Consider the following 19,038-nt stretch of genomic DNA (forward strand, 5'->3'; position numbering starts at 1 on the left):
AATGCTTTGCTGCTGAGGTCAGCCCTCTGCCCGGATCAGTTGCAGCAGTTCCTCGCCGTAGTGCTCGATCTTGGCGCTGCCCATGCCGGTGATGCCGGCGAGCAGGCCGTGGCTGACCGGGCGGCATTCGGCGAGTTCGCGCAGGGTCTTGTCGTGCAGGATGACATAGGCCGGCACACTCTGTTCGCGCGCGGTGTCGGCGCGCCACTGGCGCAGGCGCTGGAACAGCGCGGCGTCGGCCGGCGCCAGGTCGACCAGCGGGGCGCGGCTGGTCTTGCTTGGTGCGCTGCGTTTCCTGGTTGGTCGGCGCAGTTGCACCGTGCGCTGCCCTTTGAGCACTTCGCGCGCTGCTTCGGTCAGTTGCAGGGCGCCGTGCTCGGTCATGTCGACATGGACCAGGCCGGCGGCGGCGAGCTGGCGGAAGACGCTCTTCCATTCGCGTTCGTCGAGTTCGCCGCCGACGCCGAAGGTCGGCAACTGATCGTGGCCCCACTGGCGCATCTTGTCGCTGGTCTTGCCGCGCAATACGTCGATCAGGTGGCTGACGCCGAAGCGCATGCCGGTGCGGTAGATCGCCGACAGCGCCTTCTGCGCCGCCTGGGTGCCATCCCACAGTTCCGGCGGTTCGGCGCAGACGTCGCAGTTACCGCAGGGCTGGCGCTCTTCGCCGAAATAGTTGAGCAGCACCTGGCGTCGGCAGCGCGGCGCCTCGCAATAGGCGAGCAGGGCGGTCAGGCGTTGCGATTCGAGGATTTTCTGGCCTTCGCCGGCACCCGATTCGGCGATGCGCGCATGCTGCAAGGCGACATCCTGCATGCCGTAGGCCATCCAGGCTTCCGACGGCTCGCCGTCGCGGCCGGCGCGGCCGGTTTCCTGATAGTAGGCTTCGATGCTCTTGGGCAGATCCAGGTGGGCGACGAAGCGCACGTCGGGCTTGTCGATACCCATGCCGAAGGCGATTGTCGCGCACATGACCAGGCCGTCTTCGCGCAGGAAGCGGCGCTGGTTGGCGGCGCGCTCGTTGGCCGGCAGGCCGGCGTGGTAGGGCAGCGCCGGATAGCCTTGAGTCGACAGCCAGGTGGCGGTTTCCTCGACCTTCTTGCGCGACAGGCAATAGACGATGCCGGCCTGGCCTTTGCGCCCGCCAAGGAAGCCGAGCAGTTGCTGGCGCGCGTTGTCCTTCTCGACGACGGTGTAGCGGATGTTCGGGCGGTCGAAGCTGGACAGGAAGACGCGCGCTTCGCCCAGGCCCAGGCGCTGCAGCATCTCGTTCTGCGTCGCCCGGTCGGCGGTGGCGGTGAGGGCGATGCGCGGCACCCGCGGGTAGCGCTCGTGCAGCGCCGATAACTGCAGGTATTCCGGGCGGAAATCGTGCCCCCATTGCGACACGCAGTGCGCTTCGTCGATGGCGAACAGGGCGAGCTTGCCGGCTTCGCAGAGGGCGTCGAACATGGCCAGGGTGCGGTCGAGCATCAGCCGTTCGGGGGCGATGTAGACGAGGTCGAGCTGGCCGGCGAAGATCGCCTGTTCGACAGCTTGCGCTTCACGCCGGTCGAGCGTCGAGTTGAGCACGGCAGCGCGTACGCCGAGCTGGGTCAGTGCGTCGACCTGATCCTGCATCAGCGCGATCAGTGGCGAGACGACGATGGCGCAACCCGGGCGCAGCAAGGCCGGAATCTGGTAGCACAGGCTTTTGCCACCGCCGGTCGGCATCAGCACCAGGGCGTCGCCGCCGCCGGCGACATGGGCGATGATTTCAGCCTGCTCGCCACGGAAGGCGGGGTAGCCGAAAACGTCGCGCAGGATGTCGAGGGCGCTGCCGTTCTGTTTCATTGGGCGACCGGGCGCAGGACTTCGCGGTGTAGCGCTTCGCCGTCCCAGGCCAGGCATTCGCCGCAGTCCTCGTGCCAGTCGGAGAGCACCCAGCGTTCGACGTGGATGCCGTCTACGATGTGATCGTGCCTTGCCGGCTGGTGCGTATGGCCGTGGATGAAGGTGGCGTAGCCGTGCTGGCGAAGAAAGTCCTCGGTCGCTGCCGGCTGTAGGTCGGTGTAGGGATTTTCCTTGGCGCGCTGGCTGGTTTCGGAGACTTCGCGCATGTGCGCGGCGATGGCCCGGCGTTCGCTCAGCGGCTTGGCCAGCAGAGCCGCCTGCCAGGCCGGATCGCGGACCTGGGCACGGAAGGCCATGTAGTCGGTATCGTCGAGGCAGAGCGCGTCGCCGTGGGCGAGAACGAACTGCCATTCGGCGGTGGACAGGATATAAGGTTCGCTGATCAGGCGGACGCCGGTGCGGGCGGCAAAGCCTTCGCCGAGCAGGAAGTCGCGGTTGCCATGCATGACGCTGATGGCCAGGCCGGCATCGCTGGCGGCACGCAAGGCAGCGACGATGGGCGCGTGGTAGGGGTCGTCGATGTCATCGTCGCCGATCCAGGCCTCGAAGAGGTCGCCGAGGATGTAGAGCTGCTCGGCCTGGCGGGCGCGGCCGGCAAGAAAGTCGAGGAACAAACAAGTCGCCCCGGGTGACCGGGGCGACAGGTGCAGGTCGGAAATGAAAAGGATCAAACCACTTCCGCTTTTTCGATGATCACGTCTTCCTTCGGCACATCCTGGTGGAAACCCTTGTTGCCGGTGGCGACGGCACGGATTTTGTCGACCACGTCCATGCCCTCGACGACCTGGCCGAAGACGCAGTAGCCCCAGCCCTGGCCGGACGGTGCCCGGAAGTCGAGGAAGTCGTTATCGACAGTGTTGATGAAGAACTGGGCGGTGGCCGAGTGCGGGTCGTTGGTACGCGCCATGGCGATGCTGCCGCGGACGTTCTTCAGGCCGTTGGCGGCCTCGTTCTCGATCGGGTCGCGGGTTTCCTTCTGGTTCATACCCGGCTCCATGCCGCCGCCCTGGATCATGAAATTCTTGATCACGCGGTGGAAGATGGTGCCGTTGTAGTGGCCGGCCTCGACGTAGGCAATGAAGTTCTCGACGGTCTTCGGCGCCTTTTCAGCGTCGAGTTCGAGGGTGATGACACCGTGATTGGTGGTGAGCTTGATCATGGGGAGTCCTTATTTTTCGGAAATGATTTTGACGTTTTGGATAACGACTGGCGTGCGCGGCACATCGCCGTGCATGCCGACATTGGCGGTCGGCACCTTGGCAATCTTGTCGACTACGTCCATGCCCTCGGTGACCTTGCCGAAAACCGCGTAGCCCCAGCCGTCACGGCTCGGGTAATCGAGCGGGAGGTTGTCGTTGTGGTTGATGAAGAATTGGGCGGTCGCCGAATGCGGGTCCATGGTGCGGGCCATGGCGATGGTGCCGCGACGGTTTTTCAGGCCGTTCTTCGCCTCGTTCTCGATAGGCTCGCGGGTCGATTTCTTGTTCATGCTGGCGTCGAAGCCGCCGCCCTGGATCATGAAGCCGGGAATGACGCGGTGGAAGATGGTGCCGTTGTAAAAGCCATCGCGCGCATATTGCAGGAAATTGGCGCTGCTCTTGGGGGCCTTTTCAGCGTCCAGTTCGACGACGATGCGGCCCATGCTGGTTTGCAGTTCCAGCGTCGGGGCGGCCCAGGCGGATGCGCTGGACAGCGTCAGTGCGGCGATGATGCCGATCAGTCTCTTCATGTTCAGGCGGCTCCTTCGTAGATGATTTTCCACTGGCCGCCTTCACGCAGCCAGTACTGGCGTTTTTTCATCCGGTTGTTGAGATTGTTGCTGCGGTAATCCTGGTCGAAAGTCACGACCACGACCTCTTCCTTGCCCGGGTTGCGGAATACAGAGAGGTTTTTCAGTTCGAGCTTGATCCATTCCTTGCCGGCGTTGACTTGCTGCTTCTGTGCGGCAAATTGCGAATAATCCTGACCGCCGGCCTTGAACTCGCGGGAGTAGTGGGACAGGTAGCGCTTGATGTCACGGCTTTCCCAGTCGGCGCGCCAGTTCTCGATGCTGCGGTTCAGTTCGTCGCGTTCCCGCGCCCAGTCGTCGAGCGACAGCCAGTCGACACTGTTGCTGATGATGACCGGTGTCAGCCCGACCTGCAGGTTTTCGCGGATGGCTTCCAGGTCCTGGTTGGTCAGCACCACGCAGCCATCGGAAGCGAGCGGGGGGCGGGCGAAGGTGTCGGACGGGGTGCCGTGCAGCCAGATGCCGCTGCCGCCACGACCCTGGCGCCGGTCCCATTCGTTCGGGTAATTGATCGGGAAGGCGCCGTTGCCGTAAAGGTCGGGCAGCTTTTGCCGAGACAGGTCGGCGGTGACGTGATAGACCCCGATCGGCGTTTTCTTGTCGCCCTCGACGAACTTGTCGGCGCCAAGCTTGCCCTGGGTGACGTAGTAATCGGCAACGAAACGCGGGCGACCGCTGCTCAGGTCGTTTTCGTAGACGTAGAGGCGCGAGCGCTCGGTGTCGACGACCACCGCGTAACGTTGATCCGGCCGCATCTGCAGCAGGTAGCGCGGAACGTAGTCGGCGGGCGGCTTCTCCCGGTAGGCTTGCAGCCGCTTCAAGGCCTCTGCGCGCAAATCATTGACCTGCTCGGCGGGGAGTCCGTTCAGCGCGCCGAAGCCCTGGAGCGGACGCGCCCTGGCCAGCAGGAGGTCACCCTTGATCAGGTGGGCCAGGCGATAGTTGGGGTATTGCTGGAGCAGGGACTCGGTCAACTGCAGCGCGTTGCCCAGATTGCGTCCCTCGATTTCCCGAAAAATCCGGGCCAGCTGCGACTCCGGTCCGGCGTCGCCAAGCGTGGGTGGCAGACCGGTGGGCTCTGAACCCGTGTCGGCGCGCACCGGCCACACCGGCAGTTCGCCGGTTTGGCTGGCGGGAGCGGCCGCAGCAGTATCGGGTTCTTCCTCGCCCTGGAAAAAAAACACCATCGCAACAACGACTGCCAGCCCCAGAAGGGCGGGCAGGACCAGCTTCAACTTCTGCATCAGCGAGCGTTTTCTTCCTTGATCAACCACTTGCCACCGGTACGGACAAAGACCAGGGTCTTGTTGCTGGAGCTATTCAGGCCGGGTGCCTTGTAGTGCTGGCGGAAACGTGCGGTGGCGCGATCGCCGTCGATGGTGATGCGCGGTTCGTCGTAGGTGACGGAGATGTTGCCCGAGCGGTCGCCGATGCGCTGCTGGCGTTCCTCTTCCCAGGCTTTGCGACCGCCCTTGCCCGAGGTGAAATCGCTGGTGTAGGCCGCGAAATAGCCCTTCATGTCCTTGCGCGACCAGGCGCGGGCCCAGGCGGCAATGGCCTTGGCCACATCGTCGCGGGCGCTGTCCTGAACAGGTGCCGGCTGGGCCGGTGCCGGACGCGGTTCGCTAACCACCGGAGCCGGGCTGGAAGCGGCCGGTGTCGTCGCGACGACGGTCGCCGTCGGTGCGGGGGCAGCCGGCTTCGGCTGCGGGGCGATGGCGGCTGCCACCGGCGTCGGTGCCGGGGTGGGGGCCGGCGGACGGACATTGCCCTTGCCGGAGGTGCTGATCAGGTCGCGGATCAAGGCCAGTTTGTTCTGCGTCGTGGCATTGGCGCCGTCGAGTTGCAGGGCCTTGTCGTAGGCCTGGCTGGCCAGCTTGGCGTAAACATCGCCGAGGTTTTCGTAGGCGATGGCATAGGACGGGTGCGTGCGGATCGCCATTTCCAGCGCCGTGCGGGCCTTGTCGTACTGCTTCTGCTGGGCGTAGAGCACGGCCAGATTGTTGTAGGGCTCCGGCAGCTCCGGATAGTCTTCGGACAGCTTGGTGAACACGCCGATGGCGTCGGCCGGGCGGTTCATTTCGGTCAGGATCAGGCCTTTGAGGAAACGTCCCTGGGCGTCCTTGGGGCGGCTGGCCAGGTATTGATCGACCTTTTCCAGTGCCTGGGCATGCTGGCCTTGGCGGATCAGGCGCTGGATATCAGGCAGATTGTCGGCAAAAACCGGGGCGGCAAAGCCGATGGAGAGACCGAATGCCAGGGCGCGAAGTGCCCGGAAGCGAGGCTGGAACAAGGATTTGGTGGTCATCGCCGTGCTATAATTTCCGAGGTTTTCAATCGCCCAATTCTATCAAAGAAGCGCGAGATGCCATAGGTTTGCAAAGGCATCCCTGCACTTCTTTTCATTCCGTCATGCTAAAGATATTCAACTCACTCAAGCGCGAGAAGCAGATTTTCGAACCGATCGAAGCCAACAAGGTTCGCATGTATGTCTGTGGGATGACGGTTTATGACTACTGTCATCTGGGGCACGCGCGGGTGATGGTGGTTTTCGACATGGTTTATCGCTGGCTGAAAGCCTCGGGCTACGACGTCACCTATGTCCGCAACATCACCGATATCGACGACAAGATCATCAAGCGGGCGCTGGAGAACGGCGAAACGATCCAGCAATTGACGGATCGCTTCATTGCCTTCATGCATGAGGATGCCGACGCCCTGGGCGTGCTGCGCCCCGATCATGAACCACGGGCGACCGAATTCGTGCCGCAGATGCAGGAAATCATCCGCGCGCTGGAAAGCAAGGGACTGGCCTACCAGGCCGCCGACGGCGACGTCAATTACGCGGTGCGCAAGTTCCCCGGCTACGGCAAGCTCTCGGGCAAGTCGCTCGACGATCTGCGTGCCGGCGAACGGGTCGAGGTCGATAACGCCAAACAGGACCCGCTCGATTTCGTGCTCTGGAAACATGCCAAGCCGGGCGAGCCGGCCTGGGAATCGCCCTGGGGCGATGGACGGCCGGGTTGGCACATCGAGTGCTCGGCAATGAGTTCGTCGCTGCTCGGCAAACACTTCGACATCCATGGCGGCGGCCAGGACCTGCAATTCCCGCACCACGAGAACGAAATTGCCCAGTCCGAGGGCGCCAACTGCTGCAGCTACGTCAATTACTGGATGCACAACGGTTTCGTGCGGGTCGACAACGAGAAGATGTCCAAATCCCTGGGCAATTTCTTCACCATCCGCACCGTGCTCGAGAATTACGATGCTGAAGTCGTCCGTTTCTTCATCCTGCGTGCGCACTACCGCAGTCCGCTGAACTACTCCGATGCCCATCTCGACGACGCCAAGCGTTCGCTCGATAGCCTCTACTTCACGTTGCGTGACGTGCCGCCCAAGCCGGTCGAGATCGATTGGGCGCAGGCGCATGCCGCTCGCTTCGCCGCTGCGCTGAACGAGGACTTCGATTCGCACGGGGCGATTGCGGTGCTGTTCGAACTGGCCGCCGAGGCCAATCGCCAGAAGTCGGGCGAGTTGTCCGGCTTGCTCAAGGCGCTCGGTGGCGTCATCGGTTTACTGGAGCGCGAGCCGCTGGTCTACCTGCGTGCCGGTCCGGCTGCGGGTGCCCTGGATGAAGCCGCGATCGAAGCGCTGATCGTGCAGCGTGCCGAAGCCAAGAAAGCCCGCGATTTCGCTACTGCCGACCGGGTTCGCGACGAACTCAAGGCCGCCGGCATCGTCCTCGACGACAGTCCGCAGGGAACCACCTGGCGCCGGGCTTGAACTAGCGTCCCGGAAATGAAAACGGCCCGCTGATGCGGGCCGTTTTCATTGGTATTGCGACTGTTTCAGCGCAGGACTTTGCCGCCCGGGCCGATCACGGTCAGTTCGACAAAGCGTGAGCCGTGACGCGCCGTACCCGAATAGTTGACGCGGTAACCGCCGAAATCGGTGCCGTTCATCGACTCGAGGGCAGTGACCAGTTTTTCGCGCGACAGGTCGCGGCCGGCGCGGCGCAGGCCTTCGACCATGGTGCGCGCGGTCAGGTAGGCTTCCAGTCCGTAGTAGGAGTAGTTGCCGCTCTTTGCGCCGAGCTTCTGGTAATCGCGGACGACCGGCACGATGTCGTTCCAGGGGTAGGGAACGACCTGGGAAATGCCGATGCCGCGGGCTTCCGGTCCCAGTTCCTGGACCAGTTGTTCGGTGCCGACCGGCGACAGGGTCATGAACATTGGATTCTGTCCGGCGCGCTTCATGGCCCGGACAAAAGCTGCAGTTGGTTTGTACAGCGTGACCATGACGACTGCCTGCGGATTGCCCTTGGCAATCGACTGGACAGCGGCGTTGACGTTGAGCGAATTGCGCTCGACCGTGCCAATCGCCGAGGGCGTCAGGTTGTGCTTTTTCAGCGCGGCAGTGACACCGTCGAGGCCGGCCTTGCCGAAGCCGTCGTTCTGGTAGAAGACGGCGATGCTGCGCAGGCCGATCGAAACCATCTGATTGACGATGGCTTCGGTTTCATCCGCATAGCTGGCGCGGACGTGGAACATGTAGCGCGAATTCGGATTGGCCGAGATCGGCTGGCGCAGTGTCTCTGCGCCGGAAATGGTACCGACCAGCGGCACCTTGGCCGGCCCGAAGACCGAATTCATGGCCTCGGTGGTCGGGCTCGATCCATAGAAGGAGAGCAGGGCGAAGGCGTTCTTTTCGTTGATCAGGCTGCGCGTGTTGGCAACCGTCCGTTCCGTTTCGTAGCCATCGTCGAGCGCCACCAGTTGCAGCTTGCGGCCATTGATGCCGCCGGATTTGTTCAGTTGCTCGAAATAGGACTGGATGGTCTGCCGCATGTCCTCGCCGTAGGCGCCGTTGGGCCCGGAGAAGGGGGCGGACATGCCGATGGTGATGCTGGTGTCGGTCAGGCCGGGGTCTGCCCAGCAAACCGTGGAAAGCGCCATGGCACAGGCCGCGGCAAATTTCTTGAAAACTTTCATGCTGTCGTCCCTCTCCCTGAAACCTGCTGTGATTCTAGCAGTGGAAAGGCAAAGCAGGACAGTCGCGGCGACACAATGTGCCGCGACTGTCCTGCCGGACTACTTATTCACCGAAGAACTCACGCACCTTGGCCATCCACGACTTGGCCCTGGGATTGTGCTTGTGGTCGGTGTCCTTGCTCGACTCTTCCAGTTCGCGCAGCAATTCCTTCTGGCGGTCGGTCAGGTTGACCGGCGTTTCGACGACGACATGGCACATCAGGTCGCCATGCGTATGGCTGCGCACGCCCTTGATGCCCTTGCCGCGCAGACGGAAGACCCGCCCGGACTGGGTTTCTGGCGGAATCTTGATGGCTGCGGCGCCGTCCAGTGTCGGAATTTCGATTTCGCCACCGAGCGCAGCGGTGGTGAAGGAGATCGGCATCTCGCAATGCAGGTCGTTGTGGTCGCGTTGAAACACCGGGTGCTGCTTGAGGTGGATCTGTACGTAGAGGTCGCCCGGCGGGCCGCCATTGACGCCGTGCTCACCTTCGCCGGCGAGCCGGATACGATCGCCCTCGTCTACGCCGGCCGGAATTTTCACTGCCAGTGTCTTGTGCTGCTTGATGCGACCGGCGCCGCCACAGCTCTTGCAGGGATCTGCGATGAAGCGACCGGTACCGTGGCACTTGTGGCAGGTCTGCTGGATCGAGAAGAAGCCCTGTTGCAGGCGCACCTGACCGGAGCCGCCACAGGTCGGGCAGGTCTTCGGCTGGGTGCCGGCCTTGGCGCCGGTGCCGTGACAGGGTTCGCATTCCTCCATGGTCGGGATGCGGATCTTGGTCTCGGTACCGTGAGCGGCCTGTTCGAGGGTGATTTCCAGGTTGTAACGCAGGTCGGCGCCGCGATAGATATTCGAACGGCCGCCGCCACCGCCGCCACGATTGCCGAAAATTTCGTCGAAGATGCCGCCGAAGGCGTCGGAGAAACCGCCGCCACCGCCGCCGCCGAAACCACCCATGCCTGCCTGGGGATCAACGCCGGCATGGCCGTACTGATCGTAGGCGGCGCGCTTCTGGGCGTCCGACAGGATTTCGTAGGCTTCCTTGGCTTCCTTGAATTTTTCCTCGGCCGACGGATTGTCCGGGTTGCGGTCGGGGTGGTACTTCATGGCCAGCTTGCGGTAGGCCTTCTTGATTTCGTCGTCCGCAGCGTCGCGGTTGACGCCGAGGATTTCGTAAAAATCGCGTTTAGACATGACTGGTTCCCGTCAGTTACTGCACAAAGGCCGGATCAAGCGGCGCCGGGGCGTCCGCTTCGATCCGGCCACTTAAAACGGCGCGCAGGCGTCCGTTTTAAGCCTTCTTGTCCTTGTTCACTTCCGTGAATTCGGCATCGACGACATCGCCTTCGACGGTCTTTTCCTTCGGCTGTTCGCCACCGGCAGCGCCGGCGGCGGCGCCTTCGGCTTGCTGCTGGGCGTACATCTTTTCACCCAGCTTCTGGGCCGCGGCCGACAGGGCTTCGGTCTTGGCGGTGATGACGTCCTTGTCGCCGTCGCGCAGCACGTCCTCGACGTCCTTGATCGCGGCTTCGATGGCTTCCTTCTCGGCGGCGTCGAGCTTGTCACCGTATTCGGTCAGCGACTTCTTGACCATGTGCACCATGCCGTCGGCCTGGTTGCGGGCATCGGCCAGTTCGTGCGCCTTCTTGTCCTCTTCGGCGTGCAGTTCGGCATCCTTGACCATGCGTTGAATTTCTTCTTCGCTGAGGCCGGAGTTGGCCTTGATGGTGATCTTGTTTTCCTTGCCGGTGGCCTTGTCCTTGGCGGTAACGTGCATGATGCCGTTGGCGTCGATGTCGAAGATGACCTCGATCTGCGGCGTGCCGCGCGGGGCCGGCGGGATGCCTTCCAGGTTGAACTGGCCGAGGCTCTTGTTGCCGGAAGCGACTTCACGTTCGCCCTGGAGGACGTGGATGGTCACCGCGCCCTGGTTGTCATCGGCGGTCGAGAAGACTTGGCTAGCCTTGGTCGGGATCGTCGTGTTCTTCTGGATCAGCTTGGTCATGATGCCGCCCAGGGTTTCGATACCGAGCGACAGCGGGGTGACGTCGAGCAGCAGCACATCCTTGACTTCGCCTTGCAGCACGCCGCCCTGGATGGCGGCGCCGACGGCGACGGCTTCATCCGGGTTGACGTCCTTGCGCGGCTCCTTGCCGAACACTTCCTTGACCTTCTCCTGCACCTTCGGCATGCGCGACTGGCCGCCGACCAGGATCACGTCGTCGATGTCGCCAATCTTGCAGCCGGCGTCCTTGAGTGCGGTGATGCACGGGGCGACGGTGCGCTCGATCAGTTCGTCGACCAGCGACTCGAACTTGGCGCGCGTGATCTTCAGTGCCAGGTGCTTCGGGCCGGAGGCGTCGGCGGTGATGTAGGGCAGGTTGACTTCGGTCTGCTGGCTCGAGGACAGCTCGATCTTGGCCTTTTCGGCGGCTTCCTTGAGGCGTTGCAGGGCGAGCACGTCCTTCTTCAGGTCGGTGCCGGATTCCTTCTTGAATTCATCGATGATGTAGTCGATCAGGCGTTGGTCGAAGTCTTCGCCGCCGAGGAAGGTGTCGCCGTTGGTGGCCAGCACTTCAAATTGCTTTTCGCCATCGACGTCGGCGATTTCGATGATCGAGATGTCAAACGTACCGCCGCCGAGGTCATAGACAGCGATCTTCTTGTCCTTGCCGGACACCTTGTCCATGCCGAAGGCCAGTGCCGCAGCGGTCGGTTCGTTGATGATGCGCTTGACTTCCAGACCGGCGATGCGGCCGGCGTCCTTGGTGGCCTGGCGCTGACTGTCGTTGAAGTAGGCCGGCACGGTGATGACGGCTTCGGTGACTTCCTCGCCGAGGTAGTCTTCGGCGGTCTTCTTCATCTTGCGCAGTACTTCGGCGGAAACCTGCGGCGGTGCGATCTTCTTGTCGCGGGCTTCGACCCAGGCGTCGCCGTTGTCAGCCTTGGTGATCTTGAACGGCATCAGGGCGATGTCCTTCTGCACTTCCTTTTCTTCGAAGCGGCGGCCGATCAGGCGCTTGACCGCGTACAGCGTGTTCTTCGGGTTGGTCACGGCCTGGCGCTTGGCCGGGGCGCCAACCAGGATCTCGCCGTCTTCGGTGTAACCGATGACCGACGGCGTGGTGCGCGCACCTTCTGCGTTTTCGATGACCTTGGGGGTGCCGCCTTCCATGATGGCGACGCAGCTGTTGGTGGTGCCGAGGTCAATACCGATGATCTTGCCCATGATGTTCTTTCCTGAAAGTGAATTACCGATGTTCGTGAAGTGGGGGCGTCGCCCCGGATTTCAAGTGGATTATTTGCCCTTGGCGACCATGACCAGCGCCGGACGCAGCACGCGGTCGGCGATCAGGTAGCCCTTTTGCAGGACGGTGACGACGGTGTTGGCTTCCTGGTCGGAATCGACCATGCCGATCGCCTGGTGCTTGTGCGGATCGAACTTCTCGCCAGCCGGATTGACCTCGATCAGCGCGTTCTTTTCAAAGGCGGCAACCAGTTGCTTGAGCGTCAGTTCGACGCCGGACTGGAAGCTGTCGACGGTCTGTTCCGGAACCGCCAGTGCGGCTTCCAGGCTGTCCTTGACGGCCAGCAGTTCGCCGGCGAACTTCTCGACGGCAAATTTGTGCGCCTTGCTGATGTCTTCCTGGGCACGGCGGCGGATGTTCTCGCCTTCGGCCTTGGCGCGCAGCCAGGCATCGTGGGTCTCGGCGACCTTGAGTTCGAGGTTGCGGATCTGCTCTTCGATGCTGGGCAGGGTGTCGGTATGCGATTCCTGCGGTGCTGCGTCATTGACTTCGATGTCAGGCTGGTTTTCCTGCGGGGTTTCCGGATTGGACATGCACGTTTCTCCAAAAAGACTGTCGAAACAGTTGGGGGCCCTTCGCTGGTTTTCAAGAGTCTTTCGGGAACTTTTTGATCACACTTGTTTACAGTGCTGCTGCTGCGCCCGTGCTAGCATCCAGGCAGCAGGGCATCCTCAGATTGTCGGCCATGGAAACAATAGGCAAATACCGCGTAATTCGAGAGTTGGGCAAGGGCGCGACCGCCACGGTCTACCTGTGCGACGACCCGGATGAAGACCGTCAGGTGGCCGTCAAGGTCATCCGCTTCGGCCAGGATTGTGCCGCCATGTCGCGGCGCATGCGCAAGCTGTTCCAGAATGAAGGCATGGTCTCGAAGCGGCTCGATCATCCGAACATCGTGCGCGTCTACGATGCCGTGGTCGAGGACGATTTTGCCTATCTGGCGATGGAATACGTCGACGGCTTCAGTCTGGAGCAGCATTGCCGTATCGACAAGCTGCTGCCCATGCACCGGGTCATCGGCATCATCTTCAAGTGCTGCATGGCGCTCGATGCTGCCTATCGGCAGGGCATCATCCATCGCGACATCAAACCGGCCAATATCATGGTTGCGGCCAACGACGAAGCCAAGATCGCCGATTTCGGCCTGGCCCTGAACATGAACAAGGACATGGACCGCGACTCGACCTTCATCATGGGGGTCGGCTCGCCTGCCTACATGTCGCCCGAGCAGATCAAGGCCTATCCGCTCAATCAGAAGACCGATCTCTACTCGCTGGGCGTGGTGCTGTTCCAGTTGCTCACCGGGCGCTTGCCGTTCCGGGCGAACAACCAGGCGACGCTGGTGTACAAGATCGTCAATACCGACGCCCCGGCGGTCACCTCGCTCAATCCGAACCTGCCCGAAGGCCTCAATGCCGTCCTGCGCAAGGCGCTGGAGAAGGATCTCTACAGCCGCTACCGGAACGGAGCGGAAATGGCCAAGGATCTTTCCGCCGTTCGTTACCAGATGCTCGAAGAGGACCAGACCGAGCAGGACAACCGTCGCTTCGAGCAGTTGCGGCGGCTGCAGTTCTTCACCGAGTTCGAGAACATCGAACTGTGGGAAGTGTTGCGGGTTTCCGTGTGGCGGGAAATTGCACCGAACGTTGCGCTGATCCGCGAGGGCAGCAACAACAAACTGTTCGGGATCATCATTTCCGGTTGCGTCGAAATCTCGATCGCCGGCAAGGCCCTGTGCCGGCTGTCAGCCGGCGAACCGGTCGGTGAGGTGGCTTTCCTGCATCCGTCGAGCGATCTGCGCCACGCCACCGTGGTTTCGCTCGAGCCGACGCTGTTCCTCGAAATCAATGCGGCCGCGCTGGCCCTGTCGTCGGAGGAGCTGGTCGAGCGCATGCGTAACGTCTTGCTGGCGAAGATGATCCAGCGCATGCGCGAGGTGAACAAGATTGCCGCCAGTCTTGGGCAGGCGGCGCTTGAGCCGGAGAAAAGCTCTCAGTACGGAAGCGGTTTCAACCTCGAACTGGCGCCCGACTGATCCAGTCCGGCAGGCCGAAGGCGCTGCCGGGGCCCTGACCGTCAGACCTTGAAACGGCCAACCAGATTGGCCAGGCCATCGGCCAGACGCTTGAGGTCGTGTGCCGCACCGGCCGTTTGCTCGACGGCGCCGGTATTGCTGCGCGCCATGCCGGCAATGGCTTCGATGCTGGTTTCGACATCGCCGGAGAAGCGCCGTTGCTGCTCGGTGGCGGCAGCGATGGCGTCGAGGCCTTGGCCGACTTCGCTGACTGAGCCGTTGGTCGCCTGCAGGACGCTGGAGACCGAAGCGACGGCGGCCTGGCTGCTTTCCAGGTGGTGGATGCCGGCCTCGATGCTACGGCGGACGGCAACCGACTGGGCGCTCAGGCTGGCGGTGATGGTGTCGATCTCGCTGGCCGAGCGTGAGGACTTTTCGGCCAGCTTGCGGACTTCGTCGGCAACCACGGCGAAGCCGCGGCCCTGTTCGCCGGCGCGGGCCGCCTCGATGGCGGCGTTGAGCGCCAGCAGGTTGGTCTGCTCGGCAATGTCCTTGACCTCGCGGGTCATCATGGTGATCGATTCGGTGTTGCGCACGAAGTTGTTCACCGAGTCGGCCATTTCCTTGACCGCGCCTTCGACAACGTTCATTTCGCCGAGCAGGGTCTGCAAGTTGCGGCTGCCTTCGTTGGCGCGGGCCAGGCTTTCCTGCGACTGGTGCTGGACATGCTCGGCGCTCTGGGCGATCGACGAGATGCTGGAGACCAGTTGTTCGACGGCGGTAGCGGCGTCGTTGGATTTTTCGTTCTGCTGGTGCGAACTCTGGGAAACCCGGTCGGCGCTGTCGGACAGCGCGGCAACCCGGGCCGAAACCTGAGTCGCAGCATCGCGGACCTGGCTGACCAGTTGCTGGAAGTTACCCATCATTTCGTTGAATACCTGGGCCGACTGACCGACCTCATCCCGTCCCTTGACCGGCAGGCGACGGGTCAGGTCGCCTTCGCCGCGGGCGATGTCGCGCAGACCACTACGCAGGTGGTCGAGCGGTACGGTGACGAAATGGTGGGTCAGGAAGTAGATGATCAGCAGCAGTGCGCCCAGGGCGCCGAGCGCGGCGCCGGCAATCTTCAGGCGGAAGCTGGCGACTTCGGCCTCGACCGAGTCGAGCGAGACCTTCATGCTGACCAGACCGAGCACGGTGCCTTCCGGGGCCTGGTGGCAAACGATGCAGTCCTTGCCGAGGTAGTTGGACGAGGCATTGGTCGGGTTGATCACGCGCAGGAAGGAACTGCCGGCTTCGTGTTCGACGGCGATGTAAGGCTTGCCTTCGCGCATCACCTTCTGCTCCTGCGCGTCGAGTTCGCGATTGCTCTTGGTGTCAGGGCCGTACAGCTTGATCACGGCTTCGCCACGGGCGACGTGCAGATCCTTGATGATCGACAGCTGCTTGATCTGGTCAAGGAAGACCTCACGCTGATCGACGGTGCCGGTGATCATCATGCCGGTCAGGCCGGCCATGGTCATTTCGTGAATGCTCTGCGAGAAGTCCTTGGCCTGGTTGATCGCGGTTTCGCGATTGACGTTGGTCATCCAGACGATGGCTCCGGCCCAGATCAATGCAAGAACAACCCAGATGGCAGCAGTCAGGCGAACCCATATTTTCAAGTCGGCAAAGCGCGGCATTTTTATCAACCCTTGTTGTGACGACTTGGTCAGTTTGTCTCAGACGGCCAAGTCTATTTGTTGGATTGTGCCAGCAGCGCCATTCTCATGCAAAAAAATTCCTGAAGTGCGAATTTGTCCAAAAAGCGTATTCGTGTTTCCTTTGAGGTCAAATGGCGTCGCCACGCGCGCCAGCGCGATCGCGCCAACGCCGCTTTCGCTCAAGGATTTCAGCTCGCCTGAACCATTTTCATCGGGCTGCCACAGACTCAGCTTCTGCCAGGCCTCGTCGTTCTCGTCGATCCAGCCGTTGCCGTCGTCGTCGAGCTGTGCCAGTTCGGCAAAGCCGTCACCGGAATTCGGGCCGAACATTTCACTGCCGTTGTTGATCTTGCCGTCGCCATTGCGATCGAAGACCAGGTAGACGCTGCCACTGGCCAGGCGGGAAATCTGCTCTTCCTTGCCATCGCTGTCGAGGTCGAAGGAGAAGCGTTGATCCAGCAGGCTGGCGGCGTTGCCCGAGAAGTTGAGAACCAGGGGATCGACCTTGCGCGCCGCATCGCCCAGGCGCAGGCTGATCGAACTTTCCTCGTGATAGGCGCGCGACATCATCAGGGTGACGTCGAAGCGGATTTCCTTACCGTCGGCGGTCTTGACGGTGCCGCTGGCGGTAAAGCTGGTGGCTTCAAGTTCGGTATAGGATTCGTGATAGTCGTATTCGATGCCGAAACCGGCCGGGGCGTTCGTATTCTGACCACCGGCGTTGCCCGGCGAGGCTGGGACATCGACCGGACGGGAGCGGTCCGCGAGTTCGCGCGCATCGAAGATGCGGGTCGACTTGCCGGTCAGTGCTTCGAGCATCAGGCGCATCAGCAGCATGCGCGGATCTTCGTCGATGCGGTCTTCGATGTCCTGGTCGATGCTGCTCGCCGCTGCGGCCTTGCCGGCCTCGGAGATGACCACTTGCGGGCGGGCCGGCGTCGGATTGTTCGTGCCCCGGCCTTCGAAATCTGGGCGCTGGGGCCCAACCCAGGCGCGCAGCGATTCACTGACCTCGTGACGCTGCATGCTGCTGTGCGATGAGGCCAACTGCAGTTCGGCGCTGGCGATTTTCATGGTGGCCTCCCGGCAATGTGTCTGACACATTGTTAACGGCAGGCGCGCCGGAAAATTAAGATGCTGCTCCGTATTTTCTGGCTTCGCTCAGACTCTTGGCGAGCGCTTGCGGGTCATCCGCTGCCCGGGTCTCCCAGCCAGCCAGATGGCGTTCGGCGAGATCGGCGAGGGCGGCGATCCAGTCTGGTTCCTCGTTGAGCGCCGGGATGTAGTGATATGCCTTGCCGCCGGCGGCAAGGAAGTCTTCGCGGCCTTCCTGGGCGATTTCTTCGAGCGTTTCCAGACAGTCAGCGGAGAAGCCCGGGCAGATCACGTCAACCCGGCGCACGCCGGCCTGGCCCCAGGCATGCAGGGTCGGCGCGGTGTAGGGCTGCAGCCATTCGGCCTTGCCGAAGCGGGACTGGAAGCAGATCTGGTACTGATCGTCGCGCAGGCCGAGGCGTTCGGCGAGCAGGCGGCCGGTCTTGTGGCATTCACAGAAGTAAGGGTCGCCAAGGTCGAGGCTGCGTTTGGGCAGACCGTGGAAGCTCATGAGCAGCCGGTCGCCGTCGGCCAGCGGGCCGACTTGCTGCCAGTGGCGACGAACGCTGGCTTCGAGCGCCGCCAGATAGCCGGCGTCGTCGTGGTAGTTGCGCAGGAAACGCATCTCCGGCTGGTTGCGCGTCTGCAGCAGCCAGCGGGCGGCTTCGTCGACGACGGTGGCGGTGGTGCTGGCGGCGTACTGCGGGTACATCGGCACGATCAGGATGCGCCGGTAGCCGGCGGCTTTCAGGCGATCGAGTACGGCGCCGACCGAGGGCTGGCCGTAACGCATTGCCCAGGCGACGTCGACCCGGTGGCCGCGCTCGCCGAGCAGTCCCTTGAGCAGCTTGGCCTGGCGCTCGGTGTGCACGCGCAGCGGCGAACCTTCGTCGGTCCACACGGTGGCGTACTTGGCGGCGGATTTCTTTGGCCGGATATTTAGGATGATGCCGTTCAGAATCAGCCACCACAGCGCCTTGGGGATTTCGACGACGCGCGGATCAGAGAGAAACTGCTTGAGGTAACGGCGCAAGGCGGGCGCGGTCGGCGCCTCGGGCGTGCCGAGGTTGGCCAGGATGATCGCGGTGCCGGCAGGTGTGCCGTGGCGGTAGGGCGGTTCGGGCTGGAAGCGGGGCATCAGTTGTCGTTTTTGTAGGAGAGGGCTGAAGACAGCAGTCGGGCGGTGATGTCGACGATGGGAATGACCCTTTCGTAGGCCATCCGGGTCGGTCCGATGACGCCGACCGAGCCGACGATCTGGCCGTCGACGCTGTAAGGGGCAGCGATGACACTGCACTCGTCAAGGGTGGCGATGCCGGATTCGCCGCCAATGAAGATCTTGACGCCTTCGGCGCGGTTGGAAATATCGAGTAGCCGCATCAGACTGGAGCGCTGCTCGAAAAGTTCGAACAGTTCGCGCAGGCGCTTCATGTTCGACGACAACTCCTCGACATCGAGCAGGTTCTTTTCGCCGGAAATGACATAGGGTTGAGCGTTTTCCGACAGCGCGGCGTCGCCTGCTTCCAGCGCCAGCGTCATCAGCGGCTTGATGTCCTCGCGCAATTGCTGGATTTCGCCGGCCAGGCGCTGGCGGATCTGCTCGAAATCGAGGCCGGCGAAATTCTGGTTAAGGTAGTTGGCGGCGGTGACTAGCTCAGACGGCGTGTAGGCCTTGTCGCTGCTCAGAATGCGGTTCTGTACGTCGCCGTCGGTGGTGACGATGATCAGCAGGATGCGTTTTTCCGACAGGCTGAGGAATTCGATCTGGCGGATGCGGTTGGCGGCGCGGCGCGGCGCGATGACGACGCCGGCGAAATGGGTCAGGCTGGACAGCAGTTGCGAGGCGTTGGCAATGACCTGGTTTGACGGCAGGCCATGCAGTGCTTCCTGAATTTCGCCGCGTTGGCGGGCCTCCAGCGGTTGCATGGTGAGCAGGCTGTCGACGAACAAGCGGTAGCCGCGCGCCGTCGGCACCCGTCCGGCCGAGGTGTGGGGGCTGGCGACGAAGCCGGCTTCCTCGAGGTCGGCCATGACGTTGCGGATCGTCGCCGGCGACAGGTCGAGGCCGGAAAATTTCGACAAGGCGCGCGAGCCGACCGGTTGCCCGTCGGCAATATAGTGTTCGACCAGGGCCTTGAGCAGGGTGCGCGAGCGATCATCAAGCATGGCGTGGATTCTACCCAAAAGCGGCGGCGGCACGGC

Annotated in this window: 16 protein-coding genes; 2 read left to right on the forward strand and 14 right to left on the reverse strand. The window is 62.6% G+C overall.

Annotation, left to right across the window (positions count from 1 at the left end):
- Positions 1-18: 18 nt before the first annotated feature.
- Genes recQ through G471_RS0106035 form a run of 6 tightly spaced genes read right to left on the reverse strand, consistent with a single transcriptional unit; the run spans position 19 to position 5,990 of the window.
- A complete protein-coding gene (recQ, locus tag G471_RS0106010; protein ID WP_028994549.1) occupies positions 19-1,833 on the reverse strand; it encodes a DNA helicase RecQ in 1,815 nt (604 codons plus the stop codon).
- Positions 1,830-2,564: a UDP-2,3-diacylglucosamine diphosphatase gene (locus G471_RS0106015; protein WP_028994550.1), complete on the reverse strand. Its 735-nt coding sequence runs from the start codon at positions 2,562-2,564 to the stop codon at positions 1,830-1,832. Before G471_RS0106015 ends, recQ begins: the two co-directional genes overlap by 4 nt.
- A complete protein-coding gene (locus G471_RS0106020; RefSeq protein ID WP_028994551.1) occupies positions 2,561-3,052 on the reverse strand; it encodes a peptidylprolyl isomerase in 492 nt (163 codons plus the stop codon). The genes G471_RS0106015 and G471_RS0106020 overlap by 4 nt, the downstream gene beginning before the upstream one ends.
- A gap of 9 nt (positions 3,053-3,061) precedes the next feature.
- On the reverse strand, positions 3,062-3,622 hold the full coding sequence (locus G471_RS0106025; protein ID WP_028994552.1) for a peptidylprolyl isomerase: 561 nt from the start codon (positions 3,620-3,622) through the stop codon (positions 3,062-3,064).
- A gap of 2 nt (positions 3,623-3,624) precedes the next feature.
- A complete protein-coding gene (locus G471_RS0106030; protein ID WP_028994553.1) occupies positions 3,625-4,926 on the reverse strand; it encodes a L,D-transpeptidase family protein in 1,302 nt (433 codons plus the stop codon).
- Positions 4,926-5,990, reverse strand: coding sequence for a nuclear transport factor 2 family protein (locus G471_RS0106035; RefSeq protein ID WP_028994554.1), 1,065 nt, complete (start codon positions 5,988-5,990; stop codon positions 4,926-4,928). The genes G471_RS0106030 and G471_RS0106035 overlap by 1 nt, the downstream gene beginning before the upstream one ends.
- A 104-nt stretch (positions 5,991-6,094) precedes the next feature.
- On the opposite strand from G471_RS0106035, the gene cysS reads away from it, so the two are divergent.
- A complete protein-coding gene (gene cysS, locus G471_RS0106040) occupies positions 6,095-7,465 on the forward strand; it encodes a cysteine--tRNA ligase (RefSeq protein WP_028994555.1) in 1,371 nt (456 codons plus the stop codon).
- A gap of 65 nt (positions 7,466-7,530) precedes the next feature.
- Here the strand turns inward: cysS and G471_RS0106045 are convergent, their stop codons facing one another.
- From G471_RS0106045 to grpE, 4 genes are all read right to left on the reverse strand, one after another.
- Positions 7,531-8,673 carry an ABC transporter substrate-binding protein gene (locus tag G471_RS0106045; protein ID WP_028994556.1) on the reverse strand — a complete coding sequence of 381 codons (1,143 nt, stop codon included), beginning with the start codon at positions 8,671-8,673 and terminating at the stop codon, positions 7,531-7,533.
- A 103-nt stretch (positions 8,674-8,776) separates the two neighbouring features.
- Positions 8,777-9,910: a molecular chaperone DnaJ gene (dnaJ, locus tag G471_RS0106050; RefSeq protein ID WP_028994557.1), complete on the reverse strand. Its 1,134-nt coding sequence runs from the start codon at positions 9,908-9,910 to the stop codon at positions 8,777-8,779.
- A gap of 97 nt (positions 9,911-10,007) precedes the next feature.
- Complete coding sequence (gene dnaK, locus G471_RS0106055; protein WP_028994558.1) at positions 10,008-11,945, reverse strand: molecular chaperone DnaK; 1,938 nt, start codon at positions 11,943-11,945, stop codon at positions 10,008-10,010.
- A gap of 69 nt (positions 11,946-12,014) precedes the next feature.
- On the reverse strand, positions 12,015-12,557 hold the full coding sequence (gene grpE / locus G471_RS0106060) for a nucleotide exchange factor GrpE (RefSeq protein ID WP_028994559.1): 543 nt from the start codon (positions 12,555-12,557) through the stop codon (positions 12,015-12,017).
- Positions 12,558-12,709: 152 nt separating this feature from the next.
- On the opposite strand from grpE, the gene G471_RS0106065 reads away from it, so the two are divergent.
- Complete coding sequence (locus G471_RS0106065) at positions 12,710-14,059, forward strand: protein kinase domain-containing protein (protein ID WP_043420941.1); 1,350 nt, start codon at positions 12,710-12,712, stop codon at positions 14,057-14,059.
- Between the two features lie 41 nt (positions 14,060-14,100).
- On the opposite strand, the gene G471_RS0106070 is transcribed toward G471_RS0106065, so the two are convergent.
- The 4 genes from G471_RS0106070 to hrcA are packed head-to-tail and all read right to left on the reverse strand — an operon-like array spanning position 14,101 to position 19,002.
- Positions 14,101-15,720, reverse strand: coding sequence for a methyl-accepting chemotaxis protein (locus tag G471_RS0106070; RefSeq protein ID WP_028994561.1), 1,620 nt, complete (start codon positions 15,718-15,720; stop codon positions 14,101-14,103).
- Positions 15,721-15,759: 39 nt separating this feature from the next.
- Entirely contained in the window at positions 15,760-16,815 is a 1,056-nt protein-coding gene (locus G471_RS0106075; RefSeq protein WP_028994562.1) for a hypothetical protein, read from the reverse strand.
- A gap of 55 nt (positions 16,816-16,870) precedes the next feature.
- Positions 16,871-17,974 (reverse strand): ferrochelatase, encoded by a 1,104-nt coding sequence (gene hemH, locus G471_RS0106080; RefSeq protein WP_028994563.1) that lies wholly within the window; start codon positions 17,972-17,974, stop codon positions 16,871-16,873.
- Positions 17,974-19,002, reverse strand: a complete 1,029-nt coding sequence (gene hrcA, locus G471_RS0106085) for a heat-inducible transcriptional repressor HrcA (protein WP_028994564.1) — start codon at positions 19,000-19,002, stop codon at positions 17,974-17,976. Before hrcA ends, hemH begins: the two co-directional genes overlap by 1 nt.
- Positions 19,003-19,038: the final 36 nt, after the last annotated feature.

Origin of the sequence: Azonexus hydrophilus DSM 23864, assembly GCF_000429605.1 — a bacterium.
GTDB classification, from domain to species: Bacteria; Pseudomonadota; Gammaproteobacteria; order Burkholderiales; family Rhodocyclaceae; genus Azonexus; species Azonexus hydrophilus.

Bases quoted from the DNA above. Each gene is read 5' to 3' on its own strand.
- recQ (WP_028994549.1), bottom strand. From the start codon at position 1,833: ATGAAACAGAACGGCAGCGCCCTCGACATCCTGCGCGACGTTTTCGGC.
- G471_RS0106020 (WP_028994551.1), bottom strand. From the start codon at position 3,052: ATGATCAAGCTCACCACCAATCACGGTGTCATCACCCTCGAACTCGAC.
- G471_RS0106025 (WP_028994552.1), bottom strand. From the start codon at position 3,622: ATGAAGAGACTGATCGGCATCATCGCCGCACTGACGCTGTCCAGCGCA.
- G471_RS0106030 (WP_028994553.1), bottom strand. From the start codon at position 4,926: ATGCAGAAGTTGAAGCTGGTCCTGCCCGCCCTTCTGGGGCTGGCAGTC.
- G471_RS0106035 (WP_028994554.1), bottom strand. From the start codon at position 5,990: ATGACCACCAAATCCTTGTTCCAGCCTCGCTTCCGGGCACTTCGCGCC.
- cysS (WP_028994555.1), top strand. From the start codon at position 6,095: ATGCTAAAGATATTCAACTCACTCAAGCGCGAGAAGCAGATTTTCGAA.
- G471_RS0106045 (WP_028994556.1), bottom strand. From the start codon at position 8,673: ATGAAAGTTTTCAAGAAATTTGCCGCGGCCTGTGCCATGGCGCTTTCC.
- dnaJ (WP_028994557.1), bottom strand. From the start codon at position 9,910: ATGTCTAAACGCGATTTTTACGAAATCCTCGGCGTCAACCGCGACGCT.
- dnaK (WP_028994558.1), bottom strand. From the start codon at position 11,945: ATGGGCAAGATCATCGGTATTGACCTCGGCACCACCAACAGCTGCGTC.
- grpE (WP_028994559.1), bottom strand. From the start codon at position 12,557: ATGTCCAATCCGGAAACCCCGCAGGAAAACCAGCCTGACATCGAAGTC.
- G471_RS0106065 (WP_043420941.1), top strand. From the start codon at position 12,710: ATGGAAACAATAGGCAAATACCGCGTAATTCGAGAGTTGGGCAAGGGC.
- G471_RS0106070 (WP_028994561.1), bottom strand. From the start codon at position 15,720: ATGCCGCGCTTTGCCGACTTGAAAATATGGGTTCGCCTGACTGCTGCC.
- G471_RS0106075 (WP_028994562.1), bottom strand. From the start codon at position 16,815: ATGAAAATCGCCAGCGCCGAACTGCAGTTGGCCTCATCGCACAGCAGC.
- hemH (WP_028994563.1), bottom strand. From the start codon at position 17,974: ATGCCCCGCTTCCAGCCCGAACCGCCCTACCGCCACGGCACACCTGCC.
- hrcA (WP_028994564.1), bottom strand. From the start codon at position 19,002: ATGCTTGATGATCGCTCGCGCACCCTGCTCAAGGCCCTGGTCGAACAC.